Genomic DNA, 17608 nt, shown 5'->3' with positions numbered 1-17608 from the left:
TAATGAATAGAGATGTTTAATAATACGTTAGCCCACAACGAAAAGAGAAGATTCCAGCGCTTGCCTGAGACCCTGCCAGTAAGATTCAGGTTCTCGGATAGGACCGAGTCTGCCTGGAGCGAGGCTAAGAGCTTAAATATCTCTGAGGGCGGTCTGTTTGTTTCCCACAATCTTTCTTTAGAGTCAATCGGCAATATAGTGCATCTTGATTTACAGCTTCATAGAGAAGGCAAGCCTATGCGCCTTATCTGTCAGGTTGCCTGGGTTAAGAGAAAGCAGGACTCAATAAGCGGTGTGGGTTTGGAGATAATACAGATTGATGAAAAACAGAAACAAACTTATCTGACATATATCTATCAAAAGGTAACTCCAGAGAAGAAAGAGACTCGCAAGATAAAATTCCTAAAGCAGCCTCTTGTTGAGTTAGCGGATAAAGAACGCAGGAGTTTTGCGATACTTGATTATATCAGAAGATTTGGCCCGGTAACCAAGGCAGATATATCTAAACAAGTAGACCTGAACGTCGTAAGCGTGGGTAAGTTTATTGAAGACTTTTTGAGAGCAGGTTTGGTTTTTGATTGTGGCCTGGATTTATCCAGCGGCGGCAGACGTGCCCAGTTATTAGAGCTTAATAAGGACTTTGGTTTGATTTTGGGTATAGAAGTAAATGCTGAGGCTGGATACATGCTGGCATTAGTAGCAAATATGGCATTTGATATAATTTTAGAAGATAAAAAGCCGATTAGAGATAAAAACGATATAGAGACAGAGCTTAGGAGCCTTATCAGCAGTATTATAGGTAAGTTAGGCTCAAAGGCAAGCCAGGTTTTAGGTATTGGCATTGGCTTAGCTGATATGCAGCAACATACAGGTTTTGAAGATTACATCTTTCGAGAATTTAGCTTACCGGTAGTTATTGAAGAGAATTTCCATTTAGAGTCTTATGCCCAGATGTGGATGCTGCGCGAATTGTCTAATAAGAATATTCTCTATATACACTCAAGGCATCTGTTAAGTCTGATATTAGCAGGGGATATCTATAAGCCTGAGAAGGAAATTGAAGGCAAGGTAGAATTAGTTACATTAGAGTTACAAGATAGGGCCTTGGCATTGATAGAGCTGTTAGGTCCGGATGTTATCTATATCGCAAAAAGAGTCCAGAAAGAACTACCGCAATTAAAACATATGCTTCAAGAGAAACTGAAGCTGGCTGATATTAAAGAGACAGAGACAATCAAGGTGTTAATTAGCGATATTGACGAGAAAAAAGCAGTTGCACTTGGTGCAATAAGTGTGGTTATGAAGGAGGTATTCGTGGGAATTTGTTGATAAAAATTCCCAAAAAAACATTATTTGGGTGTAAAATATAGCTGAGGGGGTGTAGACTATGCAGGAAAGAAGGCAGAATGCTCGCTGGAATCTAGAGACAGGTGTAGGTGTTAAGCAGGCCGGAATAGAAGAAGCTGAAAATCAGGCCAAGGCAAGTGACATCAGCATTGGTGGCTTGAGTTTTCTTTCTGAGAAGAGACATCCACCAGACGCAGAATTGGAATTAGTTATTGATGTCTCTGATGAAGACCGCTACATATGTGCGAAAGCTAAGATTCTCTGGCAGAAAGATATATTTTCAGAGGCCAGAGAGTTATATGTTAAGACAGGCGTAAGGTTTGATAGCTTAAGGGATATTGATAAAGAGAGAATTTTCAACTATTCATATAATTTTTGTAAGCATGAACTTACGAAGAAGTGGTGGGAAGGTTTGAATTAAGTCACAACTTAGCATTTCGAGATCGTCTGTATATAAAAGGAGGTGTAGGGAACATGCAGGAAGAACGTCGTTACTTTGACAGGACTGGGCTGAAACTCCCTTTGTTTCTTAGCTCAAAAAAGGTTAATACAGAGCTAGAGGCAGAGGTAAGAGATTTGGGCGCAAAGGGATTGGGTATATTCAGCAAGGATAGACTGCCATTAGAAGGCGATGTTGACTTAAAGGTTAAGGTTCCAAAGAAAGGAGATTTTCTCACTCTTGCCGGGAACGTTATCTGGTCAAGGGAGTATTTTCCTGAGGGCTGGCGCGCTGGCATTGCCTTAAGAGAACAGTCTGTGAATTTAGTAGCATTTTCAGTATTGCAGGATATGCTTAATCGCTAAAAAATGGTGCATAGGAAAGTCGAAGGGGATACAACATAGATAATGTTTTTAAGCGTCTAGAAGATTTAAAGAAGGAGAGTTAAAAATACAACTTATGGTAGTTCTTTTTTAACATATTCAAGCAACCTTTGAGAGTCTTTTAACACTTTCTCTGCTTCAGATCTATAAACCAGCCTTTCTTCATATTCTGCCATATTTTTAATGCGAAGAATTCTTAGGATTCTATTTGCATTTGTGTTTAAGTTTTCATCGCCACTTTTGACTACCTTAAAAAGATCAACTGCATTCTGATGCTTTTCACCGGTAAAGCGCTTGCCTAAATAATATACACACATAGCATCGCAAGCCGCAATGCAACAGTGAATAGCATTAATTGTTGCAGCATTCCACTCTTGGACAGAGGAAGAACTTTGTGCTGCATGAAAACATTCTTCGGCACGTTTAAGAAAATTAACATATAGCGATTTTGAAACGTCTTTAGTTTTTACTTTAGAGACCATTATTTATTATTTCCTTTTCGGGAATAATTGAATACCCTTTTCAATTTCAGAGATAAGTTTTAATTTTTCCTTCTGTTTTAGTTCTTGGTCTGTAAGGATGTAAGGGAATAATCTATTTCCGAATATTTCGAAACATAAATTTGATAGCTTTTCAATTGCAGGTTCAAGTTTTATCTTAGTTTGTTTATCTTTAACCAAAATAAATAGATCTATGTCACTATTTGGTTTTTCTAATCCCTTTGCCACCGAACCAAAAAGAACAACTTTTTTAACTAGGGTTTTAGGTAAATTTCGCAAGAGAGTGATTTTTAGTTGTCCTAAAGGTTCTTTGATAATTGAAACCCCCTGAATTAATTCCGATAGGATTTTAAAAGCATAACTTTTACGATTTATCTTCCATAGATGTGCTTTTCCAACGTTGATAAAGTTTACGAAATTAAAATCCGCAAGTTCTCTCATAGTCCTGTTTATACTCATATGTGAGACTTTTAAAATCGAGGCTATTTCCCTTTCACTCATAGAGGCCTCATGGGTTAATAAGAACTTCATAATCTTTACTTTTGTCCTTGAGTTTAGCACATCTAATAATGGGATGTGGAATTTCATACCTACTCCTTATGTAACATATCTGTTACAAGTGTAACATATTTCTATCGTTTGTCAACAAGAAAATACTCGACATACAATTGTAATCTTATATAGTTAAAATATAAGATAACCATTTTCCTGGGAATAGGAGTAAATTTAGAGAAAGGCTGCAAAATATCTCTTCTGAGATCTGGTCAAAGATTGCCCAGATGGATGAGCTAAAAGGAAAGTGGATTGCGGGAGCCGGAGAGCAAGGGCTTGCCAGGCGATAAATTATATGGCATATTTGCAATTGGAATGCAAAATTACAAGTAGAGACTAGAGGTTTTGATCATCGTAATTCTACAAAAGGAGCAAAAGAAAAGACTTGACTATTTTCCAAAAATGGAATATACTCCAAATTAGTAAGGCTAATATGGAGTATAATACAAAATGAGAAATATAGAGAGAATCCTGAATATAAGGCTTCCTAAGCGACAATCCGCGTTTTTATGGGGGCCTAGAAAAGTAGGCAAGACTACCTATTTGAGAAAACATTTTCCAAATAGTCTGATATATGATTTTTTAAAGACAGACTTTTTTATTGAAGTATCTAAGAATCCAGCACTATTACGAGAAAGACTACTTGCAAAGGATAAGAGTGACATAAAGCATCCAATAGTACTTGATGAAGTGCAGAAGATTCCACAGATTCTTGATGAAGTGCATTGGTTGATCGAGAACAAAGGATTACGTTTTATTCTTTGTGGATCAAGTGCTAGAAAATTAAGGAGAGGACACGTTAATCTTTTAGGGGGAAGAGCATGGCGTTTTGAAATGTTTCCGCTGGTTACGGCTGAACTTAAAGCCCCAAATCTCTTACATATCTTAAATCACGGAATGATACCAGTGCACTATTTACAAGACGATAACGAATGCAGGAAATCTTTGAAAGCATATGTACAGGATTATTTGAGAGAGGAAATTTTTGCCGAAGGGTTAACGCGAAACATTCCTGCATTTTCAAGATTTATTGATGCCTTTGGTTATTCACATGGTGAGCTTACAAACTATTACAATATCGCTCGTGATTGCGGGGTAGATTCAAAGACTGTAAAAGAATACTATCAGATTCTTATTGATACGTTGTTGGCTATTAGGATTGAGCCTTTCAAAAAGAGGCAATCACGACAGGTTATTACTAAGGCCTCGAAATATTACCTGTTTGATGTAGGTGTTGCCGGCTGTTTGACAAAGCGGCATCTGGAGAATGAGAGAGGCGTGGAATTTGGGAAAGCGCTTGAACATTTTTTACTTATGGAAATAGTTGCTTACCGTGCATATTGTTCGCGGGAATTTGAAATAAATTTCTGGAGAACAAAGTCAGGTATGGAAGTAGATTTAGTGCTGGGAGGGGGAAAGATTGCCATAGAGATCAAAGGGTCAGGTCGCCTGGACAAAAGGGATTTAAACGGGCTAACAGCTTTTATGGAAGAACATTCTCCAAAAAGAAGCATTATTATTTGTAATGAGAAGGAAAAGAGGCTTCATGGTAAAATAGAGATATTACCGTGGGGTAACTTTTTGAGTGAATTATGGCAAGGTAAGGTACTTTAGTTTCCTTTTTATAGCGGTTATCAATATTAGTCAGTGTAGACAATTACAATGTTAGAGAGGGCCGAACTTAACTGGAGTAAAGGATGACCGATTTTTGAGATCTTCTTGCAAAATCAGTTCTTACAAACTCAGATCAATTAAGATAAAAGGCTTGACCCGCCTATCTATTTGTGTTATTTTAAATTCTTATGATTGCTTGAGAAATTTCCCTTATTACCTTAACTCACTAAAATTTAGAAAGGATATCAAATATGAAATATGGCCATTTCAGCAAGGACGCAACAGAATTCATAATTACCAACCCTAATACCCCCCGGCCTTGGATTAATTATCTGACTAATGAAGATTATTGCGCGATTTCTTCTCATACTGGTGGTGGCTATAGTTTTTATAAGGATTGCCGTACTGACCGCCTATTGCGCTGGCTTCCGGAAAACTGGCAGGTTGACAGGCCCGGCCGTTATATATATGTCAAATCCCAGGATAATAAACACACGACACACGACACACGACACACGACGAAAATCTGGAGCTTGACTTATCAGCCGGTAAAACAAAAACTTGATAACTACGAGTGCCGTCACGGCTTAGGATATACCCAGATTTATTCTAAATTTAATGGTATTTCCTCTAAGGTGACTTATTTTGTGCCCACCAAAGACACCTGCGAGATCTGGCTGGTAAATATAAAAAACGAAAGCAAGAAAAAAAGGAGCTTAGAGCTATTTCCTTATTGCGAATGGCTGCTCGGCGATTATCATTTAGAGCTTCGCTATCGCAATATTATGAATTTATACAATCGCGTCTGGTTTGACAAACGGCATAACTGTATTCTGGCTAAAAAGACTGCGGCCTGGGGCGATATGGATATTAAGTCTTATGCGTATCTGAATTTCTTTGCCTCTTCCTTGAAGCCTAGCGGCCACGTGACGAGAAAATATGACTTTTTGGGAAGATACAACACTGATGAGAAGCCAGAAATGGTATTTGAGGATAGTTTTAAAAATGTCAGCAGTTGTTCCGGAGAAGATGCCATAGCATGCCTTCGTCATAAGCTAGAGCTTGCCCCTGGTAAGACTAAGGAATTTGTAATCATACTAGGCCAGACTAAGGGCATAGCTAATGTTTCGCACTTGCTTAGCAAATATCGCAGCCTAAAGACAGTTAAGAAGGAACTGGAGGAGGTTAAGGCACTCTGGCGCAAGCGTATTCTTGATAATATCTGGATAACTACCCCGGATAAGAATTTTGATATTATGATGAACATCTGGGTTAAGTACCAGCTCTACATCTGCAATCTCTGGAGCCGTTCACCAAGTTACTATCATGAGGGAAGCGGAGGCAGGGGTTACCGGGATTCCTGCCAGGATTCAGAAAGTATTGTTTCAATCAATCCTGAATTTACGCGTCGGCGTATACTGCATATCGGCTCTCTTATCAGGAAAGACGGCACCAGCGCTCCGGGATGGGCGGATACCTCAGGTCCGGGCGACCATAGGCCGAATAAAGATCATCAGATTTGGCTTACCGCAACAGTCCATGCCTATATTTGCGAGACAGGAGACAAATCCATCCTTTTTGAGTACATTCCTTATTTAAAGGATAGGTGGCTCGGCGGTTGGGAGATAGATTTAAATTTCAAAGGCGGTCCTACCACTGACGGCGAGGGAACGCTCTTAGAACATTTGGAGAAGAATTTAAACTTCTGTTTTAACGACGTCGGGGAAAGAGGCTTTCCTTTAATCGGGCATGCTGATTGGAACGATGCTATTGACGCTGCCGGTAAAGAGCATAAAGGAGAGAGCGTCTGGTTAGCCCAGGCCTTGGTAAGAAGTTTGCGAATTTTCGTCCAGCTTTGCGAATTAGTAGGCGATAAGCAAAAGAAAAAAGAATTCTTAGACAAAGCCAAGACTATGTCTGAGCGCATAAATGATATTGGCTGGGATGGCGCCTGGTATAAGCGCGGGTTTACGGACGATGGTTCAGTATATGGTTCTAAAGTTAATAGAGAAGGGAGAGTCTTTCTTAATAGTCAATCCTGGGCAATACTTTCGGGTGTAGCCCATGATGCAGGCAGGGTTGACGAGGTTGTAAAATCAGTAAAAAAATATCTGGACGGAAAACACGGGTTTGCCTTATTTTTACCGTCCTATAGTAAATTTAATCCTAAGTTAGGCAGGATTAGCATGTTTTCCGAAGGGACGAAAGAAAACGCCGCTGTATTTTGTCACGCAGCTACCTTTATGGTAGTGGCTCTCTTATCAGAGGGCTACGGAAATTACGCCTATGAGTCTATGCGTAAGATTATGCCTAACCTGCAACCGGATTACGAATTATACAAGACAGAGCCCTATGTTTGGGCAGAATATCTCGTAGGCCCCGGCCATGCTTACCTGTATGGAGAAGGGGCATTTACTTGGATTACCGGAACTGCTGGATGGAATTTCATGGCAGGAACGCAGTGGTTATTGGGCGCCCATAGTGATTTTGACGGTTTACGACTTGACCCTTGCATCCCAAGTCACTGGAAGCGAGCTTTTATTCGCAGACCCTTTAGAGGTGCTATATACGATATTGAGATTCAAAATCCCAAGCGAAAATCTAAAGGTGTAGATGCAGTATATGTAGATGGCATCCTGCAGGAAGATAATGTGATTAAACCAAGGAGAGCTGGAAAGACATATAAGGTTAAAGTGGTGATGGGATAAGGGGAAAAAGTGAAAAATCAAAAATCAAAAATCAAAAATCAAAACCACATACCAAAATTTAAAAAAGTTTTTAAATTTTTTAATTTTAGTTTGTCATTTTGGATTTTGATATTTGGACTTTGGATTTTCAATTCAAGTGGCTGTGCTCAGAGAGACGATGCCCTAGCTAAAAAGACGATAACTGTTTGGCATTGGATGACTGATAGGGAGTCTGCTTTTCAAGAATTAGCCAAACGATACGAAGATGAAACCGGCATAAGGATTAATTTTGAACTCTATGCCCCTTCTGATGTCTATAGCCAAAAGGTGCGCGCTGCTGCCCAAGGAAGAACCTTGCCAGATATATACGGACTTCTGGGTGAAAAGAGAGATTTTGCGGCATTTATAAAAAGTGGCCAGGTAGCAGATTTAAGTGAGGCTATGAATGAGGAAAATGGCCTTTGGAAAGAATGTTTCTTTTCTAAAGCTCTAGAGGTGGTGGAATTCAAGGAGAATAATACCTATGCCATATTGCCAGGCATCTATGGTGCCCCTATTGATATAATGAATATCCAGATGCTTTACAATAAAAAATTATTTAAGAAGGCAAGGCTTGATCCAGAGAGACCACCCTCAAACTGGGAGGAATTTATTGACGATATCCAAAAGCTAAAAAAAGTTGGTGTGCCAGGCTTGGTCTCGGGGTGGGGAGAGATTTGGATGATTGATTGCTTTGCGTCCAATTATGCATTTAATATTATGGGAGAAGATAAGGTTATCGCTACTTTAAAAGGAGACCTACCTTATACTGATCCTGAATGGATTAAAGTCTTTTCATTATTTAAAGAACTAGTAGATAAAGATGCCTTAGCATCCGGAATCGTCATAATGAAAAATAAAGTCGCTGAGCAGACATTTGCTAATGAAAGAGCGGCATTTGCATTTAATGGTTCATGGTGTGTTAATGTTTATGATGGCATGAATCCCCGCCTAGAGTATGCTGCATTCTTGCCACCAAAAGTAAATGGAAAAAATCCTATGTATATTTGGGGCGGAGGTTCTTCATTCTCATTTCTTGTAAATGATAGATCTAGTAAGAAACTAGAGACAATAAAGTTTTTAAAATGGTTAACAGATAAAGACCAACAGGTATATTTATCGAGTGAGACTAAAAACTTACCTTCCAACAAATTTGCGCTTGCCAAAATCCCCAAGATTTTGGCTCAGTTTGCAGATGATATGGATAGCACCACTAATCCTGGCATTTGGCCAGTGACTGAGTCTCCAGCTGTCATCGAGGCACTGGGAAAAGGCATTCAGTCAATATTGATTAAAGAAAAAACTCCTGAAAGCTTAGCGCAAGAATTGCAGGCTATAAAAGAGAAAGAGTCCCAGGAGAGCTTCTAATTAAACGATTGATGATATTATTTAAAAATATCTATGATTGGTATAGGGCGCTTAAGGGGTTTAGAAAAGGTTTAGCAACATCAATCATAGTTATCTTGTCTGTCTCTTTAGCAGAATTAATTTATCAAAAATCCCACAACCTTAGATTCATATCTCCTATCATAATATTATTGGTAGTCTCGGCTCTAATTGGCCTGATTACTAAAATTATTCTAGTACGTCAATTCAGGAGTTTTCTTTTTATAGTTCCTGCCTTAGCAATTTTTTCGATATTTTATATTTATCCTTTTATAAAAGTTTTACAACTGGGTCATTATAACTGGGATGGAATATTACCCACAATGAAATTTGTAGGTTTATATAATTTTATAGAGGTCATGAAAGATAAAGTCTGGTGGCAGTCGATGTTTAATGCCGGTTATATTACCTTTATCGCATTAACTTTCCAGAATGCCCTGGCTTTGATTCTGGCATTAGCCTGCGATAGACAAATGAAGGCAGGGAATTTCTACAGGATAATATTTTTTATACCTCCGGTATTATCCGCGGTCGTCGTGGGTCTGGTATGGCAGTGGTTGTATGACGGAGATTATGGATTGCTGAATCACTGGCTTTACGCAATAGGCTTTCCTAATCTAGCCAGGTCTTGGCTGTCCGATCCCAAGACCGCTCTTACCTGTGTGGCGATAGTACATAGCTGGAAAGGTTTTGGCTGGGGATTTGTTATTCTACTTGCTGGATTGCAGACTATACCACACGAGTTTTATGAAGCTGCACGTGTTGAAGGAGCGAATAGTTGGCAGGTATTTAAAGGTATTACCGTGCCTTTGATGATCCCCGTATTCGTGCTCGTGGCGATACTGACGGTTTTAGGCTCTATGCAGTCGTTTGTTTTAATACTTACCATGACCGACGGTGGCCCAGTATTCCATACCGTGGTGCCGGTGACTAGAATACTAAATTCTATGATAGGCTCTTCTAGATTTGGGTATGCTTGTTCACAGAGTATAATATTCGGCGCAATCCTCCTGGCAATTTCCTTTATACAGAAGAGGGTCTCGCAAAATATGAGGCAGGCATAATGATGATTTTTAGGGTAAAGAAAACCACCACAAACATCCTAGTTCATCTTTTATTGATTTCAGTGTCGATTACCTGTCTTTTCCCTCTATTATGGATGTTTGGTTCTTCGTTAAAGACTCAAGGCACGGTTTTTTCTGACATGAGCATAATTCCTGCCCAGCCGCATTTCGAGAATTATGTCACGGCCTGGAGAGAGGGGAATTTCGGTAGGTATTTCTTTAATAGCTTAATATATACCTCTACTGTAGTATTCGGCATAGTTTTAGTATCATCGCTGGCAGCATTTGCGTTTTCGCGATTGAAATTTCCCGGAAGAAACGCATTCTTTATCATGTTTCTTGCCGCGATGATGATACCGCTGCCTGGTAGTTTCGTTCCTTTATATGTGCTTATGGTGAAACTTCATTTGGTCAATACGCGGCTAGGGTATGTTTTATGCCTTATTAACGTGGGGCTGTCTTTTAGCATATTTTTGCTTAAGACGTATTTCGATAAGATACCTAAAGAGTTAGAGGATGCCGCCAGAATTGACGGCTGCAACAGATTGGGGATTTATAGACATGTGGCTCTGCCCTTTGCCAAGCCGGCGCTTGCGGTGGTGGTGATTTTTAACGCCCTGAATGTTTGGAACGAATATGTACTGGCTTTGATAATATTTAATAGTAAAGACCTGATGCCTCTTCAACGGGGGTTGATGATTTTTCGGGGAGAGTTCCTGACTAATTACCCACTTTTGATGGCAGGGCTTACTATAGCGGCCCTACCTATAATTGTCTTATACCTGTTGATGCAGAAGTATATTGTCAAGGGAGTAACTTCTCGGGTGGCATTTCCATAAAAAAGGTGTTTAAGCTTACTTACGCCAAGATTAATTTTTATAATTACCATATTTATCCTTGCCTGCCGGCTCGCCTCTAGGGCAGCCCTAGGCAAGCATTAATTTGATTAAAAAAACGGAGATCGATTAATGAAACAATCAGCTGGTCAACCTAAACACCATGTCACAGCCCTCAAAGATCGCATCACTCTTTTTCAAAAAGCCGCATATAGTATAGGGGCATTTGCGAATACTTCTCAAGCTGCTTTTATTACACAGATGGTAATTGTTCTAAACCTTGGGTTAGGCGTGAATCCCGCTTTAGTGGGCTTGGTCGGAGCCATTCCCCGTATCGTTGATGCCATATCAGATCCTATAACCGGCTTCATTTCTGATAATCTGCGGACTCGTTGGGGGCGCCGTAGGCCGCTTATATTATTTGGTGCGATTACCGGGGGGATTTGTTACGCCTTTATGTTTCAACTCCATAAAGGGCATAGCGAACTTTTCTATATCTCGTATTTCGGAATAATCCAGGCCCTTTATTTTATCGGATTTACATGTTTTTCCATCCCCTGGATCGCCCTTGGCTATGAAATGACCCCTGATTATCACGAGAGGACACGCCTGCAGGGGGCCAGCAATGTTGTCGGTCAATTGCCTTGGCTCATCGCTCCTTGGTGCTGGGCTATTATGCACAACCGGAACTGGTTCCCGGATATCGTTTATGGCGGACGTGTTTTGGCCATTATCATTGGTACCGTTATCATTGTGTGTGGTATAGTTCCAGCTATCTTTAATAAAGAATACTTCCACAACTTACCAAAGCCTAATATCAAGGGTCCTTTGAATGTGATGAAAAAATTCTTTGGCGGGGGTTTCATCACTCTTAAATGTAAACCATTTCGCAAGCTGTGCATATTCACCTTGCTGATTTTTGGCGGATTCATGTGCGCGTCAGCTTTTACTCTCTATATTGTTTTCTTCTATGTCTTTAAGAATGCTCCTGTTCTTGATCAAGCTTATGCAAAAGGTGGTTTATTGCTTGGTTGTTTTGGAACATTCAGCGCTATTTGTACTATGGGTGCCATTTACGTGACCACACGGCTGTCAAGGAAGTTTGGGAAGAGAAACACATTTTTTATCACTATTCCGCTTTCAATCATTGGTTATGCTTTGAAATGGATTGGGTATAGCCCCGAGCATCCGTACTTACTGTTGATCGCTGCTCCATTCATGGGATTCGGCCTGGGGTCACTTTTCACCTTAGTCAACTCTATGGTCGCAGATGTTTGCGACCTTGACGAACTTACCACCAACACGCGTAGAGAAGGTATGTTTGGGGCTATTTACTGGTGGATGGTAAAGGTGGGAGTCGCACTTTCATCGGCTATATCCGGAGTCCTCTTGAATCTAACCGGCTTCAATGTTGCATTAGGTCTCGGCCAATCAGCGCGGACGTTGTTGAATATGCGCTTGTGCGATATCGGTATTCCAATTGTGACCTCTATAGCGGCTATTTTCGTCATTAAGAATTTCTCAATCACCGAAGATAAGGCCTATGAAATTCGTGCGCAGGTGGAAAGGCGAAGAGGAGAAAGACAGGAGCAGGGTTAGATATGAAACGTCCAAAATAAGTTGATGTCAAACTTATTATCAAGGATATTACTGGGGGGGGCGCTGGTAGGATGATGATAAATATCAAAAATAAAAAATCAAAAATAAAAAATTTAATTTTGTTTCTTTTGTTTTTTCTTGCGACTTTCTACTCTCTGCCCTCTACTTTAGCTGCAGAGGAGATGTTATCCTCTGGAGAGTATGTGCGAAAAGCCTGGAATGCATCTAGCGAAAAGGATTTAGAGGCGTTAGATAAAATCACTCAAGGATGTATTGAGCATTATGCCCAAGCAGCTAAGGCAGAGCAAGTTAGTTTAAAGTGTTTAGCCGGAAGAGACAAGGCCGGAGAATACGTTGCTTTAAACGATGTGGCAACTTGTTTATTTGTTCGAGGCGAGGCATATTTTAAAGTCGGTCAATATAATAAAGCCAAGCAGGATCTAGGGCAGATAATTCAGGATTATTCGTTTGCTCAGGCTTGGGATCCCCGCGGCTGGTTTTGGTCGGTTGAAGAGAAGGCACAGGCAATTCTGGATAAGATAAAATTAATAGAGAAAGGGAAGCCGGAGGTTAAGGAGGAATCAAGAGAAGAAGAGCTAACGGACAGGGCAGCTACGCAATTAACTCTTTATGATGCTGGAGCGGAAAAAATAGTTGACTATGGAAAATATGGTAAATTTTCAGGTATCGGAACTGAAGATTATAAATATGAGGTTACTGATCAAGAAGGATTGGCAGCTGCAATAGGCGAAGGGATATATCCTAATACTACCAGCGTTCGCTGGGACCCTAATTTCAGAAAGGCCTTAAAAGAGGGTAGATTATTAGGTAGCCATTGGGATTTTTTATACACTCCGGATTTAGAAGCAAATTTCTATAAATGGGCAATTGCCTCAGAGCTAGAGGGAGTAAGGCTTTTTTATACAGCACTTGCCCTGGAGCGGGCTGGATTAATCGAAAATGCTATTAAGGCTTATTATGCAATAGTGGTTCATTTCCCTGGCAGTTACGGTTGGACCTATTGGAAGACACCTTGGTATGTTGGGCCAGTTGCAATTTCCAAAATCAAATATTTGAGTTTTCGCCATCCAAATGTTGGCATAAAACTCGAGGATGCGATGATAAGAGTCATCAATGGATTTGATAAAGATATCAGCAATGATAAAGTAATAACTAACCCAGGCAAATTAAAACGAATCGGCCTGTTTGAGAAAGTTGGATTGAAAGATAAGAGAGAGAGGTTGACGGTTAAGGTCACTAAAAAAATTGGCGGGGAAAAGATAAAGTTAGTTCAATTTGACAATGGGCATTGGCGCTTGTATGTAGAGGGTAAGCCGTTCATGATTAAAGGTATATCATATACGCCAACAAAGGTTGGGCAAAGCCCAGATGATGGTACGCTTGTTAACTGGATGGAGTATGACTATAACAATAATGGCTTAATTGACGGCCCTTACGATGCCTTCGTTGACAAAAATAATAATAATATACAGGATAAAGATGAATTCCCAATAGGGGATTTTCAGTTAATGAAAAATATGGGAGTTAATACTATAAGGGTCTATCATCAACCGTTTGCTATTGATAAGAAATTGCTACGTAAGCTTTATGACGAATTTGGGATTATGGTGATGATGGGAGATTTTCTTGGAAAATATGCCATAGGTTCAGGGGCAAGCTGGTTCGAGGGCACTGATTATGAAAATAGCGAACATCAAAAGAATATGCTTGATTCAGCACTTAAGATGGTTAAAGAATTTAAAGACGAGCCTTATATATTAATGTGGCTTTTAGGAAATGAGAATAATTATGGGGTGGCTTGTAATGCGGATAAAAAACCCGAGGCCTTCTATAAATTCTGCGATAAAGTAGCTAGTGAGATTAAAAAGATTGATTCCGAGCGTCCCATTGCTTTGGTCAACGGAGATACACTATTTTTAGATATATTTACACAAAGTTGCCCTAACGTAGATATCTTTGCGGCAAATGCTTATCGGGGAAGTTTTGGATTTGCAGATTTTTGGCAATCAGTATTCTTTGAAGCCGACAAGCCGGCATTTATTACTGAATTTGGTTGTCCGGCCTATGCGAGAAATCTGCAAGACGCGCAGACCTCGCAGGCTCATTATCTAGAGGGCTGTTGGCACGATATAATGAGTAACGCTGCATTTCGTAAACATGGTTACGGAAATGCCTTAGGCGGCGTTGTATTCGAATGGGCTGATGAATGGTGGAAGGCTTACGAGCCAGGTGTTCATGATATAAAGGGGTTGTTTACAGGTCCGTTTCCGGATGGTCTTATGTATGAGGAGTGGTTAGGTCTCGTCTCTCAGGGTGATGGTTCGATGAGCCCATTTTTAAGACAGCTTCGTAAGAGTTATTTCACGCTGCAGAGATATTGGAGATAGATACATAATATCCTAAGACAATTTTGCTTGACTTTTTTATACGCTTAGATTATACTAAAGATTCTCAACAAAAACCAAATCAGATTCCTAAGATAATTAAAAAGATTTTAAAAGATTAAATAAAGACAGGACTTGTGGTAACTAACATAGGTCATGGTTCTAATGAAGGAGGCAGTATAATGAAAAAGGTTTTTTTAGCACTCAGTGTAATCTTTCTATTATCAACAGTATCAGTTCGTGCCCAGGAAGTGTTTAGCGTGTATATGGATAAGAATTCTCCTGATAACCATTATATTCCTTCTGGCTGGATGGGAGATCATGGTGATGTTAAATTAAACGACGAGTCAAGGAATGAGCCTTACAGCGGCTCTACTTGCATAGAGATTTCCTATAGCTCTAAACGTTCCGGAGGCTTTGGTTGGACTGGTATTTATTGGCAGAATCCTCCTAACAACTGGGGTTCAAGGCAGGGTGGTTATGATTTGACTGGAATGACCAAGCTAACTTTTTGGGCAAAGGGAAAATCTGGCGGTGAAATAATAGAGAAGTTAAAAGTCGGCGGAATTAAAGGCACGTATCCAGATTCAACAGAAGTAGATTTTGGCCCAGTTGAATTGAGCGACACCTGGGAGAAATATACCATTAATTTGGCAGAAAAGGATTTAAGCTATATAAGCGGAGGATTTGTGTTTGTTACAAGCGCAGATCTAAACCCTGATGGAGCGGTTTTCTACATCGATGAAATTAAATTCGAGAAAGATGAATCAATGAAACCTGAAGTCAAAGCAGCTGAGCTGATGCCATTTTATGTATATACTGACAGGATGTCTTTGAAGAATCATTTCACACCTTCTGGCTGGATGGGAGATTATGGTGATATATCTATAGATCAGGCCTCAGCTGATAATCCCACATCAGGAGAAAGCTGTGTAAAAATAGTTTATTCTGGAAATATGTCTAATGGTGCTCGTTGGGCCGGCGTTTATTGGCAGAGCCCTCCCAACAACTGGGGAAATGTTGATGGCGGCTATGATTTATCCAAGGCCAGCAAACTTAGTTTTTGGGCAAGGGGCGAAAAAGGCGGAGAGAGGATCGAGGAATTTAAGATCGGTGGTTTAATGGGTAAATACTCTGATTCAGACTCAGCTGGTATTGGTCCGGTTATTTTAACTGATAAATGGAAACAGTATGTTATAGACTTAAAGGGTAAAGATCTAAGTTATATAAGCGGCGGTTTTACCTGGTCTACTAATGTGGATGTAAATCCTGAGGGAGTTGTTTTCTATATTGATGAAATAAGATATGAGTGATTCTGTAGCGCAAGTTGGATCGACTAAGGGGATATTTAAAATAAGAAAGCATAAAAAAAGAAAGCCAGAAGCAAGAGAAAAAAACCTATCTCTGATTTTGCTTCTGGTTTTTTCTTTGTTATTCTTAGTTGGCTTTGACTTCTTGAAATCCGGCCTTCCTGCCAAACCAAAGGTAAGGATAGCCAAAACCAAAGAGGGTGATTATCAGCTTTTAACAAGAAGTGTCCCATTCGTAATTAAAGGCGTGTGTTATAGCCCTGTTCCTATCGGCAAAAACTATTCTTATGATTTTTGGCAGCAGGATTTAGAGGTTTTTAAAAAGGATGCGCAATTAATGCAGGATATGGGGGTAAATGCAATACGCATATATCAGCCCGGACCTGATATTGAGCGGACTAAGGAGATTATTAATTATTTCTACGAAGAATTTGGCATACGTACAATAATGGGGCATTGGATAGGTTTTTGGCAAGGGACATACCCTGATTATGACAATTCTGAATTTAGGCAGAGCGTTAAACGTGATTGTCTGGCCATGGTCAATGAGCTTAAGGATACAGAAGGTATCCTGTTGTGGGTTTTAGGTAACGAAAATAATTTTTCTTTTGGTAAACAGAGGCTACGCCTCTGGAGCAGTCTTAGATTAGACGAAATCAAAGATCCTTATAAAAAGAGGCAGGCGAAGGCAAAAGTCTATTATAAGTTTATCAATGAGATCGCAGCCTGTATAAAGGATATTGATCCGGACCATCCTGTTGCCTTAGGTAATGGTGGTATTGATTTTATTGAGACGGCAAAAGAGCACTCCAGTCACGTGGATATTTTGGCCTGTTCGATTTACAGCGGAAAATCATTCGGCAGGTTATTCAGCCGGGTTAAGGATCTTTGGGGCAAGGCCTTTTTTATTTCAGAATTCGGCTCTGACTCTTTTAACGCGCATACCAAGCAGCCTGATGAGGATATGCAGACTCAATTTATAATTTCTGAATGGAAAGAGATTGAAAGGAATTTGGCTGGCGCAAGCGGTGAAGGCAACTGTCTGGGCGGAGTTGTGTTTGAGTGGACTGACGAATGGTGGAAGACAGAAGAATATAATCCACAAAAGTGGTCAATCCACGATGAGACAGCGGGTTGGTCAAACGGAGCTTACTATTTTGATATTGCTGCTGAAGGCAATTTAAATATGAATGAAGAATGGTGGGGGATTGTCAGGCTTGTTGCGGAAGACGGTCCTGATGAGCGCATTCCCAAGAAGGTATACTATGCATTGGAGGAATACTGGAGCAGGGATTAGATATAAGTAGTTCATAAACTAACCTCAAAAAACCAGCCTTATTTTTTTATCCAGAAATTACCTGTCTGTCTGTAGTAAAATAATACGATAACCTATTGACTTAATTTAGCTTGTGTAGTATTATTAAAATAGTTTATATATTAGCTAAAA

General features: G+C 39.9%; 14 protein-coding genes. 12 read left to right on the top strand and 2 right to left on the bottom strand.

The features are described from left to right. Window positions 1–12: 12 nt before the first annotated feature. The 3 genes from KJ593_08020 to KJ593_08010 are packed head-to-tail and all read left to right on the top strand — an operon-like array spanning window position 13 to window position 2151. Window positions 13–1329 (top strand): PilZ domain-containing protein, encoded by a 1317-nt coding sequence (locus KJ593_08020; GenBank protein ID MBU2541829.1) that lies wholly within the window; start codon window positions 13–15, stop codon window positions 1327–1329. 58 nt (window positions 1330–1387) lie between these two features. Beyond that, window positions 1388–1768 (top strand): PilZ domain-containing protein, encoded by a 381-nt coding sequence (locus KJ593_08015; GenBank protein ID MBU2541828.1) that lies wholly within the window; start codon window positions 1388–1390, stop codon window positions 1766–1768. Window positions 1769–1821: 53 nt separating this feature from the next. Continuing rightward, on the top strand, window positions 1822–2151 hold the full coding sequence (locus KJ593_08010; GenBank protein ID MBU2541827.1) for a PilZ domain-containing protein: 330 nt from the start codon (window positions 1822–1824) through the stop codon (window positions 2149–2151). A 92-nt stretch (window positions 2152–2243) separates the two neighbouring features. On the opposite strand, the gene KJ593_08005 is transcribed toward KJ593_08010, so the two are convergent. Together KJ593_08005 and KJ593_08000 are read right to left on the bottom strand one after the other, a co-directional pair. Next, window positions 2244–2651 (bottom strand): HEPN domain-containing protein, encoded by a 408-nt coding sequence (locus tag KJ593_08005; protein MBU2541826.1) that lies wholly within the window; start codon window positions 2649–2651, stop codon window positions 2244–2246. 6 nt (window positions 2652–2657) lie between these two features. Beyond that, the gene (locus tag KJ593_08000) at window positions 2658–3257 is read right to left on the bottom strand and encodes a nucleotidyltransferase domain-containing protein (protein MBU2541825.1); all 600 of its coding nucleotides are present in this window, start codon (window positions 3255–3257) and stop codon (window positions 2658–2660) included. 414 nt (window positions 3258–3671) lie between these two features. Between KJ593_08000 and KJ593_07995 the strand changes: the two genes are divergently transcribed. The 9 genes from KJ593_07995 to KJ593_07955 all read left to right on the top strand — a co-directional run bounded on the left by KJ593_07995 (window position 3672) and on the right by KJ593_07955 (window position 17458). Continuing rightward, on the top strand, window positions 3672–4835 hold the full coding sequence (locus KJ593_07995) for an AAA family ATPase (GenBank protein MBU2541824.1): 1164 nt from the start codon (window positions 3672–3674) through the stop codon (window positions 4833–4835). A 251-nt stretch (window positions 4836–5086) separates the two neighbouring features. Then, window positions 5087–7543, top strand: a complete 2457-nt coding sequence (locus KJ593_07990) for a hypothetical protein (GenBank protein ID MBU2541823.1) — start codon at window positions 5087–5089, stop codon at window positions 7541–7543. A 9-nt stretch (window positions 7544–7552) separates the two neighbouring features. Further along, window positions 7553–8929, top strand: a complete 1377-nt coding sequence (locus KJ593_07985) for an extracellular solute-binding protein (protein MBU2541822.1) — start codon at window positions 7553–7555, stop codon at window positions 8927–8929. A gap of 11 nt (window positions 8930–8940) precedes the next feature. After that, a complete protein-coding gene (locus tag KJ593_07980) occupies window positions 8941–10011 on the top strand; it encodes a sugar ABC transporter permease (protein ID MBU2541821.1) in 1071 nt (356 codons plus the stop codon). Window positions 10012–10013: 2 nt separating this feature from the next. Then, the gene (locus tag KJ593_07975) at window positions 10014–10850 is read left to right on the top strand and encodes a carbohydrate ABC transporter permease (protein MBU2541820.1); all 837 of its coding nucleotides are present in this window, start codon (window positions 10014–10016) and stop codon (window positions 10848–10850) included. Window positions 10851–10979: 129 nt separating this feature from the next. Beyond that, the gene (locus KJ593_07970) at window positions 10980–12446 is read left to right on the top strand and encodes an MFS transporter (GenBank protein MBU2541819.1); all 1467 of its coding nucleotides are present in this window, start codon (window positions 10980–10982) and stop codon (window positions 12444–12446) included. Window positions 12447–12517: 71 nt separating this feature from the next. Then, window positions 12518–14854, top strand: coding sequence for a hypothetical protein (locus tag KJ593_07965; GenBank protein MBU2541818.1), 2337 nt, complete (start codon window positions 12518–12520; stop codon window positions 14852–14854). Window positions 14855–15033: 179 nt separating this feature from the next. After that, window positions 15034–16164, top strand: a complete 1131-nt coding sequence (locus KJ593_07960; GenBank protein MBU2541817.1) for a hypothetical protein — start codon at window positions 15034–15036, stop codon at window positions 16162–16164. After that, a complete protein-coding gene (locus KJ593_07955; protein ID MBU2541816.1) occupies window positions 16157–17458 on the top strand; it encodes a hypothetical protein in 1302 nt (433 codons plus the stop codon). The genes KJ593_07960 and KJ593_07955 overlap by 8 nt, the downstream gene beginning before the upstream one ends. The last annotated feature ends 150 nt before the right edge of the window (window positions 17459–17608 follow it).

Source organism: Candidatus Omnitrophota bacterium, assembly GCA_018830005.1.
Taxonomy (GTDB): Bacteria; Omnitrophota; Gorgyraeia; order JAHJTE01; family JAHJTE01; genus JAHJTE01.
The sequence above is the reverse complement of the archived record's forward strand: the minus strand, read 5'-3'. Positions and strand labels throughout refer to the sequence as shown.